Source organism: Pseudomonas stagnisoli (assembly GCF_048595745.1).
GTDB lineage: Bacteria > Pseudomonadota > Gammaproteobacteria > Pseudomonadales > Pseudomonadaceae > Aquipseudomonas > Aquipseudomonas alcaligenes_A.
Window position 1 is genome coordinate 135,597 of the sequence record NZ_CP184361.1, and the last position, 21,821, is coordinate 157,417.

Genomic DNA, 21,821 nt, shown 5'->3' on the forward strand with positions numbered 1-21,821 from the left:
CCTTCGCTCGTGACGGTTCTGATCCGCATTTGACGGGTACTGATGAAAACAAGGACAAGAACGTGACATCTACATTCCCCGACCTGCTCAGCGAAGTGCGCGCCTTCCGCGCCGCCCACCCCGACGTGCGCTACGTCGAACTGATCTGCCTGGACATCCCCGGGCACTTCTACGGCAAGCGCTACCCCCTCGACATGCTGGAGAAAGTCGCCGCCGGCGGCCCGCTCAAGGTGCCGCAGAACTGCGTGCTGCTCGGCGCCCAGGGCGGCCTGCACCCGATCGGCGACTACTGCTTCAACGACGGCGACCCGGACGCGCCGCGCCGCCTGATCCCCGGCACCCTCAAGCCGGTGCGCTGGGAGAAGCAGCCGCTGGGGCAGATGCTGATCAGCTCCGACGGCACCGAGGCGCCCATCGAGTTCGAACCGCGTGAAGTGCTGGCCCGCGTGCTGAAACGCCTGCAGGCCAAGGGCATCCGCCCGGTGGTGGCCTTCGAGCTGGAGTTCTACCTGTTCGACCGCAAGCTGGATGCCGGCCTGCCGCGCTTCCCGCGCGATCCGCTGACCGATGACGAGGACGACCAGCCGAACATGCACATCGAGCGCCTATCGCGCTTCTCCGAGGTGCTCCACGAGATGGTCGAGGCGGCCCAGGAGCAGGGCGTGGACGCCAACGTGATCACCGCCGAACTGGGCCCGGGGCAGTTCGAGATCAACTTCGCCCACTGCGACGACGGCCTGCACGCCGCCGACCAGGCCGCCCTGTTCTGCCGCAGCACCCGCGGGGTGGCGATGAAACATGGATACCGGGCCAGCTTCATGAGCAAGCCCTACCTGGACGCGCCGGGCAGCGGCATGCACGTGCACGTCAGCCTGTACGACGACAGCGGCCGCAACCTCCTCGACCTCGATGAGCAGCGCCCGCTGCGCCACGCCGTGGCCGGCTGCCTAGAGCTGCTGCCGCACTGCATGCCGATCTTCGCCGCCAACCACAACGCCTTCCGCCGCTACGGCGCCATGGTTAACTCGGCGAGCAAGGCCAGCTGGGGCTTCGAGGACCGCGACGCGTGCATCCGCATCCCCGAGTCGGACGGCAAGAACCTGCGCATCGAACACCGCCTGGCCGGCGCCGACGCCAACCCCTACCTGGTGCTGGCGGCCATCCTCAGCGGCATGGAGCACGGCCTGGAGCAGGGCCGCGAGCCGATCCCCTCGCTGAACGAGGACCGCAGCAGCGGCATCGGCTTCCCCAAGGACATGCTCACCGCAGTGGCGGCCATGGCCAGCCACGAGGTGGTGAAGGAAAAGCTGGGCAGCGAGTTCGTCTTCGTCTACTGCGAGAACAAGCGCCAGGATCACCTGCAGTTCATGCACGACATCAGCGCGCGGGAGTATCGATGGTTCCTGTGATAGCCATCGGACCCAATTGATCGGCATGCGCTCTACTGATAAGTTGCGCTCCACGCCGGTGTAGCTCAGTTGGTAGAGCAGCGCATTCGTAATGCGAAGGTCGCAGGTTCGACTCCTGTCTCCGGCACCAGCCTCCCGAACATAAAAAAGCCCAGCATCGAGCTGGGCTTTTTTATGGCTGTTCCGCTACTGCGCCGCCTGCATGCTGCGCGCCCGCTCGGCCTGCTTCTGCTGCTTGTAGGCCAACGCCGCCGGAGCCACCTTGGTGACCTGGCCGGTCTCCAGCCAGCGTTTGAGGCGATTGGCATCGGCCATATGGGTGTACTTGCCGAAGGCGTCGAGCACCACGAAGGCCACCGGCTTGCCGGCCATCTGCGTGCGCATTACCAGGCAGTGGCCAGCGGCGTTGGTGAAGCCGGTCTTGGTCAGCTGGATGCTCCAGTTCGGCTTGTGCACCAGGCTGTTGGTGTTGCGGAAACCCAGGCTGTAGCGCGGCTTGGCGAACTGCTGGACATGTTCGCGGGTGCTGCTGAACTGACCGATCAGCGGGAACTGGCCGGCAGCCTTGATCAGCTTGACCAGGTCGTTGGCGGTGGAAACGTTCTTCTCCGACAGGCCGGTCGGCTCACGGTAGCGGGTGTGGGTCATGCCCAGGGCCTGGGCCTTGGCGTTCATCGCCGCGACGAAGGCCGGCACACCGCCCGGGTAGTGGTGAGCCAGGCTGGCGGCGGCGCGGTTCTCCGAGCTCATCAGGGTCAGCAGGAGCATGTCGCGGCGGCTCAGCTGGCTGCCGAGGCGCACGCGCGAATAGACACCGCGCATCTCGGGCACGTCCCTGATCACGATATCCAGCTGCTGGTCCAGCGGCTGCTTGGCATCCAGCACCACCATGGCGGTCATCAGCTTGGTCACCGAGGCAATGGGCACCTGCAGGTCAGGGTTGCTGGAATAGAGGACCTGGTTGGTCTTCAGGTCGACCAGCAGGGCGCTGCCGGAGGCGAGTTCCTGCACCGCAGGCGCCTTGTTGGCCGCCACGGCCAGCGGGGAAAGCAGGGCGCTGCCGAGCAGCAGACCGATAAGGGTTTGGCGAATCTTCACGGACATCTCTACCGGAAAATGGAAAAGGTCGGCGCAGTATAACCGCGCCGCCCGCTCGGACCGACCTGCACAAGAGCGCTTTACAGCAGCGGCATATCGGCCACGTGCTCGCCACGCTCGTACACCACATTGGCACGGCCGACGATCAGCGGGTCAAGCGCCCCGATCGCCTGCAGATCCTTGCCCTTGTAAGGCAGCTTGTGCAGGACATAACGCATGGCATTGAGGCGCGCGCGCTTCTTGCAGTTGGACTTGATCACCGTCCACGGCGCATCGGCCGTGTCGGTGTAGAAGAACATCGCTTCCTTGGCCTTGGTGTAATCGTCCCACTTGTCCAGCGAGGCCAGGTCGATGGGGCTGAGCTTCCATTGCTTGAGCGGGTGTTTTTCACGTTCCTTGAAGCGCCGGCGCTGCTCGTCGCGACTGACCGAGAACCAGAACTTGATCAGGTGGATGTTGTTGCGCGCCAGCATGCGCTCGAACTCCGGCGCCTGACGCATGAACTCCAGATACTCCTCATCCGAGCAGAACCCCATGACCCGCTCGACCCCGGCACGGTTGTACCAGCTGCGGTCGAACATGACGATTTCGCCGGCGGTCGGCAGGTGCTGCACGTAGCGCTGGAAGTACCACTGGCCACGCTCCGCCTCGCTGGGTTTCTCCAGAGCGACGATGTGCGCGCCGCGCGGGTTGAGGTGTTCCATGAAGCGCTTGATCGATCCCCCCTTGCCGGCGGCATCGCGACCCTCGAAGAGGATCACCACCTTCTGCCCGGTCTCCTTGACCCAGGCCTGCAGCTTGAGCAGCTCGACCTGCAGACGGTACTTCTCGCGCTCGTAATTGCGCCGCGACATCAGGTTCTTGTACGGGTAGCCGCCATGGCGCCAGTACTTGGCCAGTTCGTCGTCCGGATGCACCGGCTGCCTGTTGAACGGCAGGGCGTTCTCCTGGCTGAGCAAGGCATTGCGCAACGCCAGCGCATCGTCGGCCGAGAGGCCGGTCATGAAGGTTTCCAGGGTCTTGAGCTGCGTATCGGTATCGCCCGGCGGTATCTGCGCAAGGATGTCCTTGATCGCCTCGCCGGTGGCCTGCTGCGCGGCGGCCGTCTTCTCCTGCACGGTGTGGCGCTCCAGTTGGCGGGGCTTCAATGAAGGCGCGGTATCGCCAGCCTGGGCTCGTCGCGGCCGCGGGGTACGGGAGGGGCCTTTCTGGGCCGGCGAGGCCGGCTGGGTGGGGGTTGGCGTGGTGTCGGGGGTATCGGTCATGAAAATCCTTCCGGGAGCAAAAGCGCGAGTTCGCACGGGGTGATCCGTCCAGTTATACGCCCGGGGTCATGTGGCATATAGACGCAAATCAATACCGCGCGGCCCTGCCGGCCAGCGCCAACAGGGTGCTCTGAAAGGCTAGTCGGCCAGAGGCTGAAGTGCCGGGAGGGAAGGGTCCAGACCTGCTAGACCAACATCATGCTTCGCTGAGCAGCAACCGCAGGTGAAGCAGCACGGGAGCCGACTCGGGGCGTACCCCGCGCCAGACACAGAAGGCCTCGGCAGCCTGCTCCACCAGCATGCCAAGGCCATCGATGCAGCGGGCCGCACCCTGCTCGCTTGCCCAGCGATTGAAGGCCGTCTGCTCCTTGCCATACATCATGTCGTAGCAGACGGTGTGACCGGGCTGGATCAGACACAGATCAATCGGCGGCAGCTCGCCGGCCAGCGACGCCGAGGTACCGTTGATGATCAGGTCGACCGGTTCGCTGAGCCAGTCGAAGCCGGCAGCCGCCACCGGGCCGAGATCAGCGAATTCATGAGCCAGTTGTTCGGCCTTGGCCAAGGTACGGTTGGCGATGGTCAGACTCTGCGGCCGCTCGGCCAGCAGCGGCGCCAGCACGCCCCGCACGGCGCCGCCGGCGCCGAGCAGGAGGATACGCTGGCCCGCCAGGTCGAGGCCGGCGTTCACCGTCAGATCACGGACCAGGCCGGCGCCGTCGGTGTTGTCACCGAGCAGGCGACCGTCGTCGAGCTTCTTCAGGGTATTCACCGCGCCGGCACGGCGGGCGCGCTCGCTCAGTTCGTCGGCCAGGCGAAAGGCCTCTTCCTTGAACGGCACGGTGACATTGCCGCCACGGCCCTCGACGAAGAAGGCACGGGCGAAACCGGCAAAGTCGTCCAGCGGCGCCAGCAGGGTTTCGTAGGACAGATCCTGGCCCGTCTGCTCGGCAAACAGGCGATGAATCAGTGGCGACTTGCTGTGGCCGATAGGGTTGCCGAATACGCCGTAACGATCCGTCACAGGCCGGCCTCCGCGAGCCAATCGCGATCCTGCAGGAAATGCTCGGTCAGGCGCGCCTCGGGACTACCCGGCTCCGGTTTCCAGTCATAGCCCCAGCGCACGTGCGGCGGCAGCGACATGAGGATCGACTCGGTGCGCCCGCCGGACTGCAGCCCGAACAGGGTGCCGCGGTCGAATACCAGGTTGAACTCGACGTAGCGGCCGCGGCGGAAGGCCTGGAACTCGCGCTGCGCCTCGGTAAAGGGAGTGGCTTTGCGCCGTTGCACGATCGGCAGGTAGGCCTGGATGTAGGCGTCGCCGATGGCGCGCAGGAAAGCGAAGCTGGTGTCGAAGTCCCACTCGTTCAAATCGTCGAAAAATAGCCCGCCGATGCCGCGCGGCTCGCCGCGATGCTTGAGGTGGAAGTAGCGGTCACACCACGCCTTGAACTTCGGGTAGACCTCCGCACCGAAGGGGGCGCAGGCCTCACGGGCGACCTGGTGCCAGTGCACGCAGTCTTCCTCGACGGCGTAGTAGGGCGTCAGGTCGAAGCCGCCGCCGAACCACCAGACAGGCTCCTCGCCGACCTTCTCGGCACTGAAGAAACGTACGTTGGCATGGGAGGTGGGCACGTGCGGGTTCTCCGGGTGGATCACCAGGGACACGCCCATGGCCTCGAAGCCGCGCCCGGCCAGCTCGGGACGGTGGGCGCTGGCCGACGGCGGCAGGCTGTCGCCGAATACGTGGGAGAAGTTCACCCCGCCCTTCTCGATCAGGGCGCCGTTCTCCATCACCCGGGTGCGACCGCCGCCGCCAGCGGGGCGCTCCCAGCTGTCCTCGAAGAAGCGAGCACTGCCATCCTCATGTTCAAGGGCGGCGCAAATTCGGTCCTGCAGGTCGAGCAGGTAGGCCTTCACGGCCTGGGTACGTTCACTCACGGCAATGGGTCCGGGCAGTTCGGAAGAGGGCGCCAGCATACCATCGTCACGTCCGCCGCTGGCTTGACGACGATCAGCACAACACGCTGAATGGAACGGCTCCCGACCGTCATGTCGCCGCTAAGCCTCAGGACGGCCGGATCACATCGCCCGTGCGCAGATCGCGGATCAGACTGGGGTTGCGGCGTCCACCCAGAGCGCCGCCAAGCACGGCGTCCAGCTGGCCATGGAAGTACTGCTCGACACGCAGGCGCGAGCGCGCCGATGGACGGCCGGCGGGGTTGGCCGAGGTGGACACCAGCGGCCCGGTGAGGGCGCAGAGGTCGCGCACCAGGGGGTGGTCGCTGACGCGCAGGGCGACGCTGTCATGCTGGCCGGTGATCCACGCGGGCAGGCGTTCCTGGTGCGGTACCAGCCAGGTATTGGGCCCCGGCCAGGCACTGGCCAGGCGATCAATCCAGCGCTCGGGCAGGTCATCGAGGAGGAAGTCGAACTGCTGGATATTGTCCGCTACCAGGATCAGGCCCTTGTGCACCGGACGATCCTTGAGTGCCAGCAAACGCTCGACGGCGAGCTCGTTCCAGGGATCGCAGCCCAGGCCCCAGACCGCCTCCGTGGGATAGGCGATCACCCCGCCCTGGCGCACCACCCGCGCTACCCGCTGTACCTGCCAACTGCCGTGCATGTTCACCGCCTCGTCTGCCTGGCCACGAGTTTACCCAGCTCAGCGGGGGCGATGCACCCAGCGTCCGGCCTCGCAGGCCACCAGTCCCTGTAGCTCCAGCTCGGTGAGCGTGGCCAGCACTTCGCCGATGGGCAGGTCGCAGGCCAGGGCCAGGTCCTCGCTGGTCAGCGGTGCCGCGCGCAGCTCCAGCAACAGCGGATGTACCTCATCCACCTCGGCTGCGCCAGGCGGCGTCACGCGCTGCCAGCCGCGCAGGGCCTGGAGAACGTCCTCGACGCTCTCGACCAGGGTCGCGCCCTCGCGGAGCAGCTGATGACAGCCACGAGCGCCCGGGTGATGGATGGAGCCAGGTATCGCATAGACTTCGCGCCCTTGCTCGGCGGCCAGGCGCGCGGTGATCAGCGAGCCACTGGAGGGGCTGGCCTCGACCACCAGCACGCCGAGCGCCAGGCCGCTGATGATGCGGTTGCGCCGCGGAAAGTTGCTGGCCTGCGGCGGGCAGTCCAGCGGCAGTTCCGAGACCAGCGCGCCACCCTGCTCGGCAATGCGCTCGGCCAGACCGACGTGGCGCTGCGGGTAGATCCGCTGCAGCCCGGTGCCGAGCACTGCAACCGTCGCACCGCCGGATTCCAGCGCGCCCAGGTGGGCGGCGCCGTCGATGCCCAGGGCCAGACCGCTGGTAATCACGAAGCCGCCACCGGCCAGGCTGCGGGCAAAGGCCTGCGCGGTATCCAGCCCCGGACGCGAGGCGCGGCGACTGCCGACCATGGCCAGCTGCGGACGCTGCAGCAAGGCTGGATTACCGGCGACGAACAGCAGCGGTGGGGCATCGTTCAGCTCAGCCAGCAGGGCAGGGTAATCAGGGTCGTCCCACATCAGCAGCGACTGGCCCGGCTGCTCCAGCCAGCGCAGAGCGGCCGTGGCTCGCTCGCGGATGTCTGCGCTACGCCTGGGCTCGGCACAGCTGTCAGGGAGACCCAGCGCGCGCCAGGCGGTGGCGGGCGCGCTGAGGGCGGCGGAGGCGCTGCCAAAGGCTTGCAGCAGCCGGCGAAAGCGCCGCGGACCGAGCTCAGGCAGGCCGTGCAGGCGCAGACGCGCCTCCAGTTCGGCGGGGGAAAGGCTGTACATGGCGATCGTCCCTGATCGTGGTGCAGAAAGCAGAACCCCCGCACTGGGCGGGGGTTCGGGGTGTTACGGGTTCTTGACCTTGTCCATCAGGGCCAGGTCGCGGGTGGCGTAAAGCACCAGGCCATAGCTGAGCTTCTCGTAGGTGCGGAACACCATCAGCAAACCAGAGCGCTGATCCGGGATCTTCACCGATTCGCCGGTGACGCGATCACGTACGGTCTCGCCGGTCTTGTACACGGCCAGTACGTTGCCTTCACTGAGGCCGTCGATCTTGCCCTTGTTGATGGTCACCACATCGAACTGGCCAATACGGTTCACGCCACGTGGCACGTCGAGAATCACGCCATCCACATCGGTCGGCGGCTCGCTGGGCATAAAGGTGGAATTGACAGCGCGCTCCTCGGTGGGGAACAGGCGGTCACCCGGACGAACTTCCTGGGTAGTCCGACTCAGATTCAGAGTGGCAATATCGCCCTCTTCAGAGACCAGCTCCCCCGAGCCAATATCATCGGCATTGATGCCGAGAAACTCCTTGGTCTCCGGATCGGTATAGGTCTTGCCTTGGCGGAAAATACCGTAAACCGCCTGGCCATCGTCGAAACTGCCGCGGGCATAGATACGATCACCGGCGCCGGTGATAACACCTTCCTGCTCACCCGCTACCACATAAGGTTGTGCGGAAAACTCTTCCGCCGTATCGACGATGCGATTGCTGATCAGGAAGCTATTGATCGCCTCCAGCGGAATGGTCGGGATGGCCTGGGCCAGCGGGGTGCTGCGCACCTGAGGCGACAGCTTGATGGTGCCGCGCGACTCGCCGCGGTTGAGCATCAGGCGCGGCTGGCCGTCGATGTAGACCAAGCTGAGCGTGTCACCCGGGTAGATCAGGTGGGGGTTTTCGATCTGCGGGTTGGCATGCCACAACTCGGGCCACTTCCACGGCTGGCTGAGGAACTTGCCAGAGATATCCCACAGGGTGTCGCCCTTGGCCACTGTATAGCGGTCCGGATGACCTTCCTTGAGCTGGACGGCGGCCTGCACCAGGCCAGTCTGCGCCAGACCGCCCGCGGCGACCAGCAACAGGGCGAGTAGTGATTTCCTCATGCGGTGAATCCCTTTATTATGTGGCTGGCGCCTGTGAGCCGCAGAAGTCGCGGCTTCCGAGCCGTTTTTCAAAGCTGTTCATCATCTTAGCAGCGGTTTTTTACTTTATTCCACAAGTGCATCACAAACAGCCATGGCCATTCTCAACATCCTCGAATTCCCCGATCCGCGCCTGCGCACCATCGCCAAGCCGGTGACCGTGTTCGACGCGGCGCTTTCCAAGCTGGTCGACGACATGTTCGAGACCATGTATGCCGCCCCCGGCATCGGCCTGGCCGCGACCCAGGTCAACGTGCACAAGCGCGTGGTGGTCATGGACCTGTCCGAGGACAAGTCCGAACCACGGGTGTTCATCAACCCCGAGTTCGAGTCGCTGACCGAGGAGATGGACCAGTACCAGGAAGGCTGCCTGTCGGTGCCCGGCTTCTACGAGAATGTCGACCGCCCGCAGAAGGTGCGGATCAAGGCCCAGGAGCGAGACGGCAGCCACTATGAGCTGATCGCCGAAGGTCTGCTCGCCGTGTGCATCCAGCACGAGTGCGATCACCTCAACGGCAAGCTGTTCGTCGATTACCTGTCCAGCCTCAAGCGCGACCGGATCAAGAAGAAGCTGGAAAAACAGCACCGCCAGCAGGCTTGATTCACGACTTCCAAAGGCTTGCTCCGGCAAGCCTTTTTCTTTTCATGCAGTGAGTGATCCATGCGTATCGTCTTCGCCGGCACCCCGGAGTTCGCCGCCCAGCACCTGCAGGCCCTGCTCGATGCGGACCGAGAGATTGTCGCCGTCTACACCCAGCCGGATCGCCCCGCCGGGCGTGGGCAGAAGCTTTCGCCCAGCCCGGTCAAGCAGCTGGCCCTGCAGCACGGCATCGCCGTATACCAGCCACAGACCCTGCGCGACCCGGCCGCCCAGGCCGAACTGGCCGCGCTCACGCCGGACCTGATGGTGGTGGTCGCCTATGGCCTGATCCTGCCGCAGGTGGTGCTGGATACTCCGCGCCTGGGCTGTATCAACAGCCACGCCTCGCTGCTGCCGCGCTGGCGCGGCGCGGCGCCGATCCAGCGCGCCATCGAGGCCGGCGACGCCAGCAGCGGCGTCACCGTGATGCAGATGGAAGCGGGCCTCGACACCGGCCCCATGTTGCTCAAGGTGACCACCACCATCACGGCCGAGGACACTGGCGGCACCCTGCATGATCGTCTGGCCACGCTAGGCTCCCAGGCCGTGGTCGAAGCCGTGACCAAGCTGGCTGCTGGCGAGCTGCGTGGCGAAGTGCAGGACGATACCCTCGCCACCTACGCGCACAAGCTGAACAAGGACGAAGCGCGCCTCGACTGGAGCCGTCCGGCCGTCGAGCTGGAGCGCCTGGTGCGCGCCTTCAACCCCTGGCCGATCTGCCACAGCACCCTGCATGGCGAGGTGCTCAAGGTCCACGCCGCCCAGCTCGGCGAGGGCCAAGGCGCGCCCGGCAGCGTGCTCGCCGCCGACAAGAGTGGCCTGACCGTCGCCTGCGGCGAGGGCGCTCTGCGCCTGACCCGCCTGCAGCTGCCCGGCGGCAAGCCGCTGAGCTTTGCCGACCTGTATAACAGCCGCCGCGAGCAGTTCGTCCCCGGCCTGGTGCTGGGGCAATGAACCCACGCCTGGCCGCCGCCCGTGCCCTGGCCGCCGTGCTCAACGGCAAGGCGTCGCTGGGCAGCAGCCTGCCGCCGCTGCTGGACAAGGTCGAGCCGCGCGACCGCGGCCTGGCCCAGGACCTGGCCTTCGGCACCGCTCGCTGGCAGCCACGCCTGGCGCTGCTCGCCGACAAGCTGCTGCAGAAGCCGTTCAAGGCCGCCGACCGCGACGTCGAGGCGCTGCTGCTGGTCGGCCTCTACCAATTACTGCACACCCGTATCCCGGCCCATGCCGCCATTGGCGAAACGGTGGCCTGCGTCGACAAGCTGAAGAAGTCCTCGCTCAAGGGCCTGCTCAACGCCGTGCTGCGCAATGCCCAGCGCGACCATGAAGCGCTGTTCGCCGAACTGGAGCGCGACCCGGTGCTGCACACGGCGCACCCGCGCTGGCTGCAGAAACGCCTGAAAGCCGACTGGCCCGAGCATTGGCAAGCCATCTGCACCGTCAACAATGAGCATCCGCCGCTGATCCTGCGGGTCAATCGCCGCCACGCTAGCCGCGATGCCTACCTCGCCGAACTGCGCGGCAACGGCGTCGAGGCCGAGCCCTGCACCTTCAGCCGTGATGGCATCCGCCTGCTGCAACCCTGCGACGTGAAGACCCTGCCGGGCTTCATGGAGGGCCGCGTCAGCGTGCAGGACGAAGCGGCCCAGCTAGCCGCCAACCTGCTCGACCTGGCCCCCGGCCAGCGCGTACTGGATGCCTGCGCGGCGCCCGGCGGCAAAACCTGCCACCTGCTGGAAGTGCAGCCGCAGCTGAGCGAGGTGATTGCCCTGGACCTGGAGCCCAGCCGCCTGGCGCGGGTGCAGGAAAACCTCGAGCGCCTGCAACTCAAGGCCACCCTGATCGCCGCCGATGGCCGCGACGTGACCTCCTGGTGGGACGGCAAGCCGTTCCAGCGCATCCTGCTCGACGCGCCCTGCTCGGCCACCGGGGTGATCCGCCGCCACCCAGACATCAAAATGACCCGCCAGGCCGACGACATCGCCGCCCTGGCCCAGTTGCAGGGCGAGCTGCTCGATGCCCTGTGGCCGACCCTGGAGGTCGGCGGCGTGCTGCTCTACGCCACCTGCTCGGTGCTGCCGCAGGAGAACAGCGACAATATCGCCGCCTTCCTGCAACGCACGCCGGGCGCGCGCGAACTGGATATCGCCGGCACCTTTGGCCTCAAGCAGGCCCATGGCCGCCAACTGCTGCCGCAGGCCGACGGCCACGACGGCTTCTACTATGCCAAGCTGATCAAGATCGCCGCCGCACCGCGCGGCTGAGGAAGGAACCCCGATGAAAATCATCATTCTCGGCGCCGGCCAGGTCGGCGGAACCCTGGCGGAGCACCTGGCCGGCGAGGCCAACGACATCACCGTGGTCGATACCGATGCCGATCGCCTGCGTAACCTCGGCGACCGCCTGGACATCCGTACCGTGGTCGGCCGCGGCTCCTTCCCCACCGTGCTGCGCCAGGCCGGCGCCGACGATGCGGACATGCTGGTAGCCGTGACCAACAGCGACGAAGTCAACATGATCGCCTGTCAGGTCGCTTACACCCTGTTCCACACCCCGACCAAGATCGCCCGGGTGCGCGAGTCGGCCTACCTGACCCGCGAGGCCCTGTTCGACAACGAGGCGATCCCGGTCGACGTACTGATCAGCCCCGAGCAGGTGGTGACCAACTACATCAAGCGCCTGATCGAATACCCCGGCGCCCTGCAGGTCATCGACTTCGCCGAGGGCAAGGCCCAGCTGGTGGCGGTACGCGCCTACTACGGCGGCCCGCTGGTCGGCCAGCAACTGCGGCAGATACGCGAGCACATGCCCAGCGTCGACACCCGCGTGGCGGCCATCTTCAGGCGCAACCGGCCGATCATGCCGCAGGGCGACACGGTGATCGAGGCTGACGATGAAGTGTTCTTCATCGCCGCCAAGGCGCACATCCGTGCGGTGATGAGCGAGATGCGCCGCCTGGAAGACAGCTACAAGCGCATCGTCATCGCCGGCGGAGGGCATATCGGCGAGCGCCTGGCCGAGGCCATCGAGAGCCGTTACCAGGTGAAGATCATCGAGATGAACCCGGCGCGCTGCCGCTACCTCTCGGAAAACCTGGAGAGCACCGTGGTGCTGCAGGGCAGTGCCTCGGACCGCGACCTGCTGGTGGAAGAGAACATCAACGAGGCCGACATCTTCCTCGCCCTGACCAACGACGACGAGGCCAACATCATGTCCTCGCTGCTGGCCAAGCGCCTGGGCGCGCGCAAGGTGATGACCATCATCAACAATCCGGCCTACGTCGACCTGGTCCAGGGCGGCGAGATCGACATCGCCATCAGCCCGCAGCTGGCCACCATCGGCACCCTGCTGACCCACGTGCGCCGCGGTGATATCGAGAGCGTGCACAGCCTGCGCCGCGGCGCGGCGGAGGCCATCGAGGCCATCGCCCACGGTGACGCCAAGTCGAGCAAGGTGGTCGGGCGCATGATCGAGGACATCGCCCTGCCGCCGGGCACCACCATCGGCGCGGTGATCCGCGACGAGGAAGTGCTGATCGCCCACGACGACACGGTGATCGAGAGCGGCGACCATGTGATCCTGTTCCTGGTCGACAAGAAGTACATCCGCGACGTGGAGCGCCTGTTCCAGGTCGGCCTGACCTTCTTCTGATCCGTTTAGCCGAGGCCCGTCGCATGACCACGCCCGACTCACTGGAAAAACTGCTGGCCCGCGGGGTGGACAATGCCCTGTTGCGCTTCGGCCTGGGCAAGGCCTACCTCGACAGCGGCCAGCCCGAACAGGCCGCCGAACACCTGCAGAAGTGCCTGGGCTTCGACCCCAACTACTCGGCGGCGTGGAAGCTGCTGGGCCAGGCCTGCCAGCGCCTGGGCATGCTGGAGGAGGCCCGCCAGGCCTGGCACAACGGCCTGGAAGTGGCGCGCAAGCGCGGTGACAAGCAGACGGAGAAGGAAATGACGGTATTTCTGCGCCGCCTGGAAAAAGCGGCGCGCGCGCCCGAAGCCTAGTTCTGGAAGGCCAGCGCCACGCCGCTGGCCTCGAAGCGCACCACCCGCATCAGCACCACCGGCGCCTCGATCGGCAGGCCCTGGACCTGACCACTGACCAGCTCGCCGATCTGCAGCAGCTTCTGCGCATCATCGATCACCACGAACACGCCGCTCTCGGAGATGTCGCGGGTGGTCACCAGCATCCGGCCGTGCGCGGGATGATCAATGCGCAGCTGGACCTTCAGCGGGGTGCGCTTGTGCTCGCGCTTGTTATCCATGCCTGTCCTGTGTCGTGGGGCGAAAGTTGCTCAGACGGTAATAGCTATCGTGCGCGGCATCAATACCATTTCTTCTCGCCGTCCGGGCGCTTCTTGAAGCGCTTCATGCTCCACAGGTACTGGCTCGGGTAGGCCCGCACATAACGCTCCAGCGTGCGGCTCATGGCCGCCGCGGACAGCTGCGGGTCCTCGCTGTACATATCCTCCGGCACCGCCTCGAAGATCACCTTGAAGCCACTGTTGTCCGGCAGGCGCACCGCGTTGAGGAACAGGCCGACGGCCTTGCCGCCGGCGAGCATGCCGGGGACGAACTTGCTGGTCAGCGCCTGGATGCCGCAGAAGGGCACGAAAACACCGCTGGAACGGCTCGGCTCGGGGTCCGCGGGAATGCCCACCACGCCGCCACGACGCACTTCCTTGATAACGCTGAGGATGCCTTCCTTGGTCGACGGCGCCACGCGGTTGCCCAGCTGCGCACGCTGCTTCTGCAGCAGCTCGTCGAGCGCCTGCAGCTTGGGCGGACGGTAGAAGATCACCGGTTTGCACTGCGAGCAGAAGTAATGGTTGAGCACTTCCCAGTTACCCAGGTGACTGGCCACGCCGACCACGCCCTTGCCCGACGCCAGAGCAGCTTGCAGCACCTCCAGGCCCTCGACTTCGCGCACCAGGCCGAGGGTCCGCTCGACCGGCCAGATCCAGGCGCAGGCGCTCTCGGTCAGGGTCTTGCCGATGTCGCGCAGGGTCTGCCCGACCAGGCGCTCACGCTCGGCCGCGGACAACTCCGGGAAACACTTGGCCAGGTTGATGCGCACCACCTCGCGCGAGCCGTTCGGCAGCTTCCACATCAGCCAGCCGATGGCCGATCCCGTGGCCTGCACGGCACCCCACGGCAGCAGGGCGAACAGGCGCAGGAAACCGACGGCCAGGGCACCTTTGAGCTTCTCCACGAGCGACTCCCGAATACACGAAGGCCGGCATTGTAACGGCTGTGACCGCCGGGTTCAGCCTCGCAGTGCGTGATAGCGATCGCAGTCGGTCGTATGGTCCATGACCATGCCGGCCGCCTGCATGTAGGCGTAGCAGATGGTCGGCCCGACGAAGGTGAATCCCAGTTTCTTCAGGGCCTTGCTCATTGCCTCGGCTTCCGGCGTGACAGCCGGCACCTGGTGGCGACCCTCGAAGTGATTGATCTTCGGCACGCCACCGACGAAGGACCAGAGCAGCGCCACCGGGTCTTCCAGGGTCAGCCAGGCCTGGGCGTTCTGCCGCGCCGCCCTGAGCTTGAGGCGATTGCGGATGATGCCGGGGTCCTGCATCCGCTCTTCGATCTCCGCGTCGCTCATCTGCGCCAGGCGTTGCACGTCGAAATGCCACAGCACCTGGCGATAGCGCTCGCGCTTCTTCAGCACGGTGATCCACGACAGCCCGGCCTGGAAGCCTTCCAGCAGCAACAGCTCGAACAGGCGGTCGGCGTCGCGCAGCGGCACGCCCCATTCCTCGTCGTGGTAGGCAATGTACAGCGGGTCGTCGTTACACCAGAAGCAGCGCGGCATGGCGTCCATATCCAGGCGAGGTCATGCCGCACTGTAGCGCAGTGGCCGTCAAAAACGCCCGTCCGCCTGCAGCAGAGTTTCCAGGCAGTGCTCCTGAATCCCGTAGAACTGCTTGATGCCGCGGATCTTTTCCAGCAGTTCGCCCGGCGCCACGGGCTCGGGACGTTTTACCGCGAGGATCATCTTGTTCTTGTTGGTGTGCTCCAGCGAGACGAACTCGAACACCTTGGTTTCATAGCCACAGGCCTCCAGCAGCAGGGCACGCAGGCTGTCGGTGACCATCTCGGCCTCCTGGCCCAGGTGCACGCCGTACTGCAGCATGGGCTTGAGCAGGCTCGGCGTTTGCATCTGCGGGCGGATCTGTTTGTGGCAGCAGGGCGAGCACATGATGATCGCCGCATCGCTGCGAATACCCAGGTGCAGGGCGTAGTCGGTGGCCACGTCACAGGCATGCAGGGCGATCATCACGTCGATGGCCGCCGGGGTATAGGTGCGTACGTCGCCATGTTCGAAGCGCAGGCCCGGCTGTTCCAGGCGGGCCGCCGCCGTGTTGCCCAGGCGCACCATGTCCTCGCGCAGCTCCACGCCGGTCACCTGACCCTGCAGGCCCAGGCTGTTGCGCAGGTAGTCGTGCATGGCGAAGGTCAGGTAGCCCTTGCCCGAGCCGAAATCGACGACATGGATCGGCAACTGCGGATCACGCTGCTGCAGCGGCGAGTGGCTCAGCGCATGGGAAAACACTTCGATGAACTTGTTGATCTGCTTCCACTTGCGCGCCATCGCCGGCACCAGCTCATGCCTGGCGGTGGTCACGCCCAGATCGGTGAGGAAAGGCCGGCTCAGTTCGAGAAAGCGCTTCTTCTCGCGGTCATGGCCAGCGACCGGCGCCTCACGCTCGACCACCTTGCCGACGAACAGGCGCGCCTTGTCCTTCTTGCCGAAAGTCAGTTGCACGTCCTCGGTCAGCGACAGCAGGTGAGCGTTCCTGAACGCCGCCGGCAGCAGGCTGGCGATATGTGCCAGGGCTTCGGCCACCGGCAGGTTCTTGGTGATATCGCGGGTCTTGTAGGTGGAGACAAACGACAGGCAGGCCTGACCTTTGACCGTGACTGGGCGAATGGTCAGGCGCTGCAGCTCGGCTTCCTCGCCCTGGTACTTGCTCAGCAGCAGCTTGACCAGGGTGTTCTGCACCACGCTGGTGTCCAGCAGGGCGAGAAACTCTTCACGAGCGGTGACGGCGGTGGGTTCGACTGACATGAAAAAGGCCTGAGTAAGCGCTGCCGGTGCCGGCAAGGAATGACAATGCTACAGGGTACGCAGCGTCTATGCGCTGCGGGCGTGCCGCCACATCCAGCGCAAGCCTGATCAGGTATACTGCGCGGCTTTACGCCAACGCCTCGATACCGGTGAAATTCGTGAGCCAGAACAAGCCCGACGTGAGCACCTTCCAAGGCCTGATCCTCGCCCTGCAAAGCTATTGGGCCGAGCAGGGCTGCGTGATCCTGCAGCCCTATGACATGGAAATGGGTGCCGGCACCTTCCACACCGCCACCTTCCTGCGCGCCATCGGTCCGGAGACCTGGAACGCCGCCTACGTCCAGCCCTCGCGCCGCCCGGCCGACGGCCGCTACGGCGAGAACCCCAACCGCCTGCAGCACTACTACCAGTTCCAGGTGGTGCTGAAGCCGAACCCGGAGAACATCCAGGACCTGTACCTGGAGTCGCTGCGCCGCATCGGCGTCGACACCCTGGTGCACGACATTCGTTTCGTCGAAGACAACTGGGAATCGCCGACCCTCGGCGCCTGGGGCCTGGGCTGGGAAGTCTGGCTCAACGGCATGGAAGTCACCCAGTTCACCTACTTCCAGCAGGTCGGCGGCGTCGAGTGCTACCCGGTGACCGGCGAGATCACCTACGGTCTGGAGCGCCTGGCCATGTACCTGCAGGGCGTCGACTCGGTGTATGACCTGGTCTACTCCGACGGCCCGTTCGGCAAGGTCACCTACGGCGACGTGTTCCACCAGAACGAAGTGGAGCAGTCCACCTTCAACTTCGAGCACGCCAACGTCGACAAACTGTTCGACCTGTTCGACTTCTACGAGTCCGAAGCCAACCGCTTGATGGAGCTGCAGCTGCCGCTGCCGGCCTACGAAATGGTGATCAAGGCCTCGCACAGCTTCAACCTGCTCGACGCCCGCCGCGCCATCTCGGTGACCGCGCGTCAGCAGTACATCCTGCGTGTGCGCACCCTGGCGCGGAACATCGCCCAGAGCTACCTGCTGGCCCGCGCCAAGCTCGGCTTCCCGATGGCCACCCCCGAACTGCGTGACGAAGTCCTGGCCAAGCTGGAGATTGCAGAATGAGTGCACATGATTTCCTGGTCGAACTGGGCACCGAAGAGCTGCCACCCAAGGCCCTGAAGAGCCTGGGCGAGGCCTTCCTGGCCGGCGTCGAGAAAGGTCTCAAGGCCGCCGGCCTGAGCTACCAGAGCGCCCGTTACTATGCCGCGCCGCGCCGCCTGGCCGTGCTGGTCGAGGCCCTGGCCAGCCAGCAGCCGGACCGCACCGTCAACCTCGATGGCCCGCCCGTGCAGGCCGCCTTCGACAAGGACGGAAACCCGACCCAGGCCGCCCTCGGCTTCGCCAAGAAGTGCGGCGTCGAGCTGAGCCAGATCGACCAGAGCGGCCCGAAGCTGAAGTTCAGCCAGAGCATCGCCGGGCAGAGCACTGTCAGCCTGCTGCCGGGCATCGTCGAGGCCTCCCTGGCCGACCTGCCGATCCCCAAGCGCATGCGCTGGGCCGCGCGCAAGGAAGAGTTCGTCCGTCCGACCCAGTGGCTGGTGATGCTGTTCGGCCAGCACGTGGTCGACTGCGAGATCCTCGCCCAGAAGGCCGGGCGCATGTCCCGTGGCCACCGCTTCCACGCCAACTACGAGGTGGCGATCGAGAGCCCGGCCAGCTATTCCCACGACCTGCGTGGCGCCTTCGTGGTCGCCGACTTCGCCAAGCGCCGCGAACAGATCGCCAAGCGCGTCGAGGAACTGGCCAAGGCCGAGAACGGCAGCGCCATCGTGCCGCCGGCGCTGCTGGATGAGGTGACTGCCCTGGTCGAGTGGCCGGTGCCGCTGGTCTGCTCCTTCGAGGAACGCTTCCTCGAGGTGCCGCAGGAAGCGCTGATCGCCACCATGCAGGACAACCAGAAGTACTTCTGCCTGGTCGACGGCAACGGCAAGCTGCTGCCGCGCTTCATCACCGTGGCCAACATCGAGAGCAAGGACCCGGCGCAGATCGTCGCCGGCAACGAGAAGGTGGTGCGCCCGCGCCTGACCGACGCCGAGTTCTTCTTCAAACAGGACAAGCGCCAGCCCCTGGAGAAACGCAACGAGCGCCTGGCCAACGTGGTGTTCCAGGCCCAGCTCGGCAGCGTGTACGACAAGGCCGAGCGTGTGTCGAAACTCGCCGCCTTTATCGCCGAGCGCATCGGCGGTGACGCCAGCCGCGCCGCGCGGGCCGGTATCCTGTCCAAGTGCGACCTGGCCAGCGAGATGGTCGGCGAGTTCCCGGAAATGCAGGGCATCGCCGGCTACTACTACGCCAAGCATGACGGCGAGCCGGAAGACGTGGCCCAGGCGCTGAACGAGCAGTACATGCCGCGCGGCGCCGGCGCCGAACTGCCGCAGACCCTGACCGGCGCCGCCGTGGCGGTGGCCGACAAGCTCGACACCCTGGTCGGCATCTTCGGCATCGGCATGCTGCCGACCGGCTCCAAGGACCCCTACGCCCTGCGCCGCGCCGCACTGGGTGTGCTGCGTATCCTGATCGAGAAGCAGCTGGACCTCGACCTGGTCGAGGCCGTTGGCTTTGCCATAGGCCTGTATGGCGACAAGGTCAAGGCCGAGGGCCTGGCCCAGCAGGTGCTGGACTTCATCTTCGACCGCCTGCGTGCACGCTACGAGGACGAAGGTGTGGACGTGGCCGTGTACCAGGCCGTGCGCGCCCTCAGCCCGGCCGCGCCGCTGGACTTCGACCAGCGCGTGCAGGCCGTGCAGGCCTTCCGCCAGCTGCCGGAAGCGGCCGCCCTGGCCGCCGCCAACAAGCGCGTGTCGAACATCCTGGCCAAGGCCGAAGGCCAGCTGCCGGCCACGGTGGACGCCAAGCTGCTGGAAGACGGCGCCGAGCAGACCCTGGCCCAGGCCGTGGCTGCCGCCGCCCAGGCGGTGGCGCCGATGGCCGCCGCGCGCTGCTACCGCGAGGCCCTGGCCCAGCTGGCCAGCCTGCGCGAGCCGGTGGATGCGTACTTCGACGCGGTGATGGTCAATGCCGAAGATGCCGCCGTGCGGGCCAACCGCCTGGCGCTGCTGAACCAGCTGCGTGGCCTGTTCCTCGGCGTCGCCGACATCTCCCTGCTGGGGTAACCGGTGGACAGCCCTTCGGCATGTCCACCCTACGCCCATAACCGCGCTCGGTAGAGTGGATAACGGCGCCGCCTTATCCACCTCTGCCCGGATATGTGTATGAAGTTGCTGATTCTCGACCGCGACGGCGTCATCAACGAAGACTCCGACGCCTACATCAAGTCGCTCGACGAGTGGATTCCGATCCCGGGCTCGATCGACGCCATCGCCCGCCTGAGCAAGGCCGGCTGGACCGTGGCCGTGGCCACCAACCAGTCGGGCCTGGCCCGCGGCTATTACGACCTGGCCACGCTGGAGTCCATGCATGTGCGCCTGCGCCAGCTGGTAGCGGAGCAGGGCGGCGAAGTCGGCCTGATCGTGCATTGCCCGCACGGCCCGGACGACGGCTGCGCCTGCCGCAAGCCCAAACCCGGCATGCTGCAGCAGATCGCTGCGCACTACGGCACGGAACTGGCAGGCGTCTGGTTCGTCGGCGACAGCAGCGGTGACCTGGAGGCAGCGCTGGCCGTCCATTGCCAACCCGTGCTGGTGAAGACCGGCAAGGGCCAGCGCACGCTGGCCAAGCCATTGCCAGCGGGAACCCTGATATTCGATGATCTGGCGGCGGTTGCCGATCAGCTTCTTCTCTAGAGAACGCGAGCCCCCATGACGACAGTGCAGGCCATCAGAACCTTCTTCTTCTACCTGCTGCTGTCCTCCAGCTCCTTCTTCTGGTGCATCTTCTGCGTGTTCATCGCGCCTTTCCTGCCGTTCCGCGCGCGCTACCGCCTGGTGATCCAGACCTGGTGCCGCTGCGCCACCTGGCTGGCCAAGGTGGTGGCAGGCATCCACTACGAAGTCCGCGGCCTGGAAAACATTCCGCAGCAGCCCTGCGTGATCCTGGCCAAGCACCAGAGCACCTGGGAAACCTTCTTCCTCTCCGCGCTGTTCGAGCCGCTGTCGCAGGTGGTCAAGCGCGAACTGCTGTACGTGCCGTTCTTCGGCTGGGCCATGGCCATGCTCAAGCCCATCGCCATCGACCGCAGCAACCCCAAGGCCGCCCTCAAGCAACTGGCCAAGCAGGGCGACGAGCGCATCCGTCAGGGCGCCTGGGTGCTGATCTTCCCCGAAGGCACGCGCATTCCACCGGGGCAGATCGGCAAGTTCTCTCGCGGCGGCGCTGCCTTAGCGGTGAACGCCGGCCTGCCGGTACTGCCGATCGCACACAACGCCGGCGAGTTCTGGCCCAAGCAGGGTTGGGCCAAGTATCCCGGCACCGTCCAGGTGGTGATCGGCCCGCTGATGCATGCCGAAGGTGAGGGCCCGCGCGCTATTGCCGAACTCAACGAGCGTGCCTATGCCTGGGTGGCCCAGACCCAGCAACAGATCAGCGGCGTAGCGCCTCAGGTCGTCCCCGAAAGCGCCTCCGGCCTCGCCTGACGCGCCTGTGGATAAGCTGTGCGCGGAATACCGGCGCATTGCCATTACCTCGCGCAAGATTCTGTTTTATATGGTTTTTATGCTTCGCCCGAGCAGCCATTGAGCGGGGCATAAGTTTTTCACCGCAACCGGCGCCATGGGCGAATTCGGCAATGCCGCACAGTCTTGCCGGAACGCCGGGCGGGCAAAGCGAGTAAGCTAGGCGGACCCGCATCGTGAAAGGGATTTTCGCTCCATGCCGTCCATCTACCAGCTCAAGCCCCGCTTCCAGAATCTGCTGCGCCCCGGTGTGCAGCGCCTGTATGCGCGGGGCGTTACCGCCAACCAGGTGACCCTCGCTGCCGCCGCGGTGTCCGTGCTGCTCGGCGCGCTGCTGGCCTGGTTGCCACAGCACACCTGGCTGTTCGCCCTGATTCCTTTGTGGATGCTGCTGCGCATGGCATTGAACGCCGTGGACGGCATGCTCGCCCGCGAGTTCGGCCAGCAGTCCAAACTCGGCGCCTACCTCAACGAGCTGAGTGACGTGGTCGCCGACAGCGCCCTGTACCTGCCCTTCGCTCTGCTCGCCGGCGTTTCGCCAACCCTGGTGGTGCTGGTGGTGGTGCTGGCGGTGATCAGCGAGTACGCCGGCGTGCTCGGCCCGATGGTCGGCGCTTCGCGCCGCTACGACGGGCCCATGGGCAAAAGCGACCGCGCCTTCTGCTTCGGCGTGCTGGGTGCCGGTGTGGCGTCCGGCCTGCTGCCGTCGTCTTGGATAAACGGGCTGCTGGCCGTGATCCTGCTGTTGCTGCTGGCGACTCTGGTCAACCGCGTGCGCCAAGGCCTGGCCGAGGTGGCACAAACCTCTCAATCGGAATAA

At 65.9% G+C, this 21,821-nt stretch carries 22 protein-coding genes and 1 tRNA gene; 12 read left to right on the plus strand and 11 right to left on the minus strand.

What is annotated here, in order from left to right; all coding sequences use genetic code 11:
- Positions 1 to 62 precede the first annotated feature (62 nt).
- A complete protein-coding gene (locus ACOAPY_RS00600; RefSeq protein WP_465154656.1) occupies positions 63 to 1,409 on the plus strand; it encodes a glutamine synthetase family protein in 1,347 nt (448 codons plus the stop codon).
- Between the two features lie 54 nt (positions 1,410 to 1,463).
- A tRNA-Thr gene (locus tag ACOAPY_RS00605) sits at positions 1,464 to 1,539 on the plus strand.
- 56 nt (positions 1,540 to 1,595) lie between these two features.
- Here the strand turns inward: ACOAPY_RS00605 and pbpG are convergent.
- The 7 genes from pbpG to ACOAPY_RS00640 all read right to left on the minus strand — a co-directional run bounded on the left by pbpG (position 1,596) and on the right by ACOAPY_RS00640 (position 8,630).
- Positions 1,596 to 2,507 carry a D-alanyl-D-alanine endopeptidase gene (gene pbpG / locus ACOAPY_RS00610; protein WP_465154657.1) on the minus strand — a complete coding sequence of 304 codons (912 nt, stop codon included), beginning with the start codon at positions 2,505 to 2,507 and terminating at the stop codon, positions 1,596 to 1,598.
- Between the two features lie 80 nt (positions 2,508 to 2,587).
- Positions 2,588 to 3,772 carry a polyphosphate kinase 2 gene (gene ppk2 / locus ACOAPY_RS00615; RefSeq protein ID WP_465154658.1) on the minus strand — a complete coding sequence of 395 codons (1,185 nt, stop codon included), beginning with the start codon at positions 3,770 to 3,772 and terminating at the stop codon, positions 2,588 to 2,590.
- A gap of 196 nt (positions 3,773 to 3,968) precedes the next feature.
- The gene (gene aroE, locus ACOAPY_RS00620; RefSeq protein ID WP_465154659.1) at positions 3,969 to 4,796 is read right to left on the minus strand and encodes a shikimate dehydrogenase; all 828 of its coding nucleotides are present in this window, start codon (positions 4,794 to 4,796) and stop codon (positions 3,969 to 3,971) included.
- Entirely contained in the window at positions 4,793 to 5,752 is a 960-nt protein-coding gene (gene hemF / locus ACOAPY_RS00625; RefSeq protein ID WP_465154660.1) for an oxygen-dependent coproporphyrinogen oxidase, read from the minus strand. Before hemF ends, aroE begins: the two co-directional genes overlap by 4 nt.
- Before the next feature lie 88 nt (positions 5,753 to 5,840).
- On the minus strand, positions 5,841 to 6,398 hold the full coding sequence (gene tsaC, locus ACOAPY_RS00630; RefSeq protein WP_465154661.1) for an L-threonylcarbamoyladenylate synthase type 1 TsaC: 558 nt from the start codon (positions 6,396 to 6,398) through the stop codon (positions 5,841 to 5,843).
- A 39-nt stretch (positions 6,399 to 6,437) separates the two neighbouring features.
- Positions 6,438 to 7,526, minus strand: coding sequence for a DNA-processing protein DprA (gene dprA, locus ACOAPY_RS00635; RefSeq protein ID WP_465154662.1), 1,089 nt, complete (start codon positions 7,524 to 7,526; stop codon positions 6,438 to 6,440).
- A 63-nt stretch (positions 7,527 to 7,589) separates the two neighbouring features.
- Positions 7,590 to 8,630 (minus strand): LysM peptidoglycan-binding domain-containing protein, encoded by a 1,041-nt coding sequence (locus ACOAPY_RS00640; RefSeq protein ID WP_465154663.1) that lies wholly within the window; start codon positions 8,628 to 8,630, stop codon positions 7,590 to 7,592.
- 133 nt (positions 8,631 to 8,763) lie between these two features.
- Here ACOAPY_RS00640 and def point away from each other — a divergent pair, with 133 nt between their 5' ends.
- Genes def through ACOAPY_RS00665 form a run of 5 tightly spaced genes read left to right on the plus strand, consistent with a single transcriptional unit; the run spans position 8,764 to position 13,316 of the window.
- Positions 8,764 to 9,270 (plus strand): peptide deformylase, encoded by a 507-nt coding sequence (gene def, locus ACOAPY_RS00645; protein WP_021700840.1) that lies wholly within the window; start codon positions 8,764 to 8,766, stop codon positions 9,268 to 9,270.
- 60 nt (positions 9,271 to 9,330) lie between these two features.
- Positions 9,331 to 10,263 carry a methionyl-tRNA formyltransferase gene (gene fmt, locus ACOAPY_RS00650; protein ID WP_465154664.1) on the plus strand — a complete coding sequence of 311 codons (933 nt, stop codon included), beginning with the start codon at positions 9,331 to 9,333 and terminating at the stop codon, positions 10,261 to 10,263.
- On the plus strand, positions 10,260 to 11,573 hold the full coding sequence (gene rsmB, locus ACOAPY_RS00655; protein WP_465154665.1) for a 16S rRNA (cytosine(967)-C(5))-methyltransferase RsmB: 1,314 nt from the start codon (positions 10,260 to 10,262) through the stop codon (positions 11,571 to 11,573). The genes fmt and rsmB overlap by 4 nt, the downstream gene beginning before the upstream one ends.
- Before the next feature lie 13 nt (positions 11,574 to 11,586).
- A complete protein-coding gene (gene trkA / locus ACOAPY_RS00660) occupies positions 11,587 to 12,960 on the plus strand; it encodes a Trk system potassium transporter TrkA (protein WP_076581627.1) in 1,374 nt (457 codons plus the stop codon).
- A gap of 23 nt (positions 12,961 to 12,983) precedes the next feature.
- Positions 12,984 to 13,316, plus strand: a complete 333-nt coding sequence (locus ACOAPY_RS00665; protein WP_021700836.1) for a tetratricopeptide repeat protein — start codon at positions 12,984 to 12,986, stop codon at positions 13,314 to 13,316.
- Here ACOAPY_RS00665 and ACOAPY_RS00670 read toward each other — a convergent pair.
- From ACOAPY_RS00670 to ACOAPY_RS00685, 4 genes are read right to left on the minus strand one after another with little or no spacing between them, the layout of a single operon-like run.
- Complete coding sequence (locus ACOAPY_RS00670) at positions 13,313 to 13,576, minus strand: PilZ domain-containing protein (RefSeq protein WP_076423489.1); 264 nt, start codon at positions 13,574 to 13,576, stop codon at positions 13,313 to 13,315. The two genes, ACOAPY_RS00665 and ACOAPY_RS00670, sit on opposite strands and share 4 nt — an antisense overlap.
- A gap of 59 nt (positions 13,577 to 13,635) precedes the next feature.
- Positions 13,636 to 14,523, minus strand: a complete 888-nt coding sequence (locus ACOAPY_RS00675; RefSeq protein ID WP_142136092.1) for a lysophospholipid acyltransferase — start codon at positions 14,521 to 14,523, stop codon at positions 13,636 to 13,638.
- 54 nt (positions 14,524 to 14,577) lie between these two features.
- On the minus strand, positions 14,578 to 15,129 hold the full coding sequence (locus tag ACOAPY_RS00680) for a DNA-3-methyladenine glycosylase I (RefSeq protein WP_465154666.1): 552 nt from the start codon (positions 15,127 to 15,129) through the stop codon (positions 14,578 to 14,580).
- A 48-nt stretch (positions 15,130 to 15,177) separates the two neighbouring features.
- Positions 15,178 to 16,386, minus strand: a complete 1,209-nt coding sequence (locus tag ACOAPY_RS00685; protein ID WP_465154667.1) for a class I SAM-dependent methyltransferase — start codon at positions 16,384 to 16,386, stop codon at positions 15,178 to 15,180.
- A 158-nt stretch (positions 16,387 to 16,544) separates the two neighbouring features.
- On the opposite strand from ACOAPY_RS00685, the gene glyQ reads away from it, so the two are divergent.
- The 5 genes from glyQ (at position 16,545) to ACOAPY_RS00710 (ending at position 21,821) form a co-directional block, all read left to right on the plus strand.
- Positions 16,545 to 17,492: a glycine--tRNA ligase subunit alpha gene (gene glyQ / locus ACOAPY_RS00690; RefSeq protein WP_076424507.1), complete on the plus strand. Its 948-nt coding sequence runs from the start codon at positions 16,545 to 16,547 to the stop codon at positions 17,490 to 17,492.
- Complete coding sequence (gene glyS / locus ACOAPY_RS00695) at positions 17,489 to 19,543, plus strand: glycine--tRNA ligase subunit beta (RefSeq protein WP_465154668.1); 2,055 nt, start codon at positions 17,489 to 17,491, stop codon at positions 19,541 to 19,543. The genes glyQ and glyS overlap by 4 nt, the downstream gene beginning before the upstream one ends.
- Positions 19,544 to 19,636: 93 nt before the next feature.
- Positions 19,637 to 20,173: a D-glycero-beta-D-manno-heptose 1,7-bisphosphate 7-phosphatase gene (gene gmhB / locus ACOAPY_RS00700; RefSeq protein ID WP_465154669.1), complete on the plus strand. Its 537-nt coding sequence runs from the start codon at positions 19,637 to 19,639 to the stop codon at positions 20,171 to 20,173.
- 15 nt (positions 20,174 to 20,188) lie between these two features.
- Positions 20,189 to 20,962, plus strand: a complete 774-nt coding sequence (locus ACOAPY_RS00705) for a lysophospholipid acyltransferase family protein (protein WP_465154670.1) — start codon at positions 20,189 to 20,191, stop codon at positions 20,960 to 20,962.
- A gap of 235 nt (positions 20,963 to 21,197) precedes the next feature.
- A complete protein-coding gene (locus tag ACOAPY_RS00710; RefSeq protein ID WP_203789595.1) occupies positions 21,198 to 21,821 on the plus strand; it encodes a CDP-alcohol phosphatidyltransferase family protein in 624 nt (207 codons plus the stop codon).

Bases quoted from the DNA above. Each gene is read 5' to 3' on its own strand.
- glyS (WP_465154668.1), top strand. From the start codon at position 17,489: ATGAGTGCACATGATTTCCTGGTCGAACTGGGCACCGAAGAGCTGCCA.
- fmt (WP_465154664.1), top strand. From the start codon at position 9,331: ATGCGTATCGTCTTCGCCGGCACCCCGGAGTTCGCCGCCCAGCACCTG.
- ACOAPY_RS00665 (WP_021700836.1), top strand. From the start codon at position 12,984: ATGACCACGCCCGACTCACTGGAAAAACTGCTGGCCCGCGGGGTGGAC.
- ACOAPY_RS00640 (WP_465154663.1), bottom strand. From the start codon at position 8,630: ATGAGGAAATCACTACTCGCCCTGTTGCTGGTCGCCGCGGGCGGTCTG.
- gmhB (WP_465154669.1), top strand. From the start codon at position 19,637: ATGTGTATGAAGTTGCTGATTCTCGACCGCGACGGCGTCATCAACGAA.
- tsaC (WP_465154661.1), bottom strand. From the start codon at position 6,398: ATGCACGGCAGTTGGCAGGTACAGCGGGTAGCGCGGGTGGTGCGCCAG.
- dprA (WP_465154662.1), bottom strand. From the start codon at position 7,526: ATGTACAGCCTTTCCCCCGCCGAACTGGAGGCGCGTCTGCGCCTGCAC.
- trkA (WP_076581627.1), top strand. From the start codon at position 11,587: ATGAAAATCATCATTCTCGGCGCCGGCCAGGTCGGCGGAACCCTGGCG.
- rsmB (WP_465154665.1), top strand. From the start codon at position 10,260: ATGAACCCACGCCTGGCCGCCGCCCGTGCCCTGGCCGCCGTGCTCAAC.
- ACOAPY_RS00685 (WP_465154667.1), bottom strand. From the start codon at position 16,386: ATGTCAGTCGAACCCACCGCCGTCACCGCTCGTGAAGAGTTTCTCGCC.
- hemF (WP_465154660.1), bottom strand. From the start codon at position 5,752: ATGCTGGCGCCCTCTTCCGAACTGCCCGGACCCATTGCCGTGAGTGAA.
- ACOAPY_RS00680 (WP_465154666.1), bottom strand. From the start codon at position 15,129: ATGCCGCGCTGCTTCTGGTGTAACGACGACCCGCTGTACATTGCCTAC.
- ACOAPY_RS00710 (WP_203789595.1), top strand. From the start codon at position 21,198: ATGCCGTCCATCTACCAGCTCAAGCCCCGCTTCCAGAATCTGCTGCGC.
- ACOAPY_RS00705 (WP_465154670.1), top strand. From the start codon at position 20,189: ATGACGACAGTGCAGGCCATCAGAACCTTCTTCTTCTACCTGCTGCTG.
- ACOAPY_RS00670 (WP_076423489.1), bottom strand. From the start codon at position 13,576: ATGGATAACAAGCGCGAGCACAAGCGCACCCCGCTGAAGGTCCAGCTG.
- ppk2 (WP_465154658.1), bottom strand. From the start codon at position 3,772: ATGACCGATACCCCCGACACCACGCCAACCCCCACCCAGCCGGCCTCG.
- def (WP_021700840.1), top strand. From the start codon at position 8,764: ATGGCCATTCTCAACATCCTCGAATTCCCCGATCCGCGCCTGCGCACC.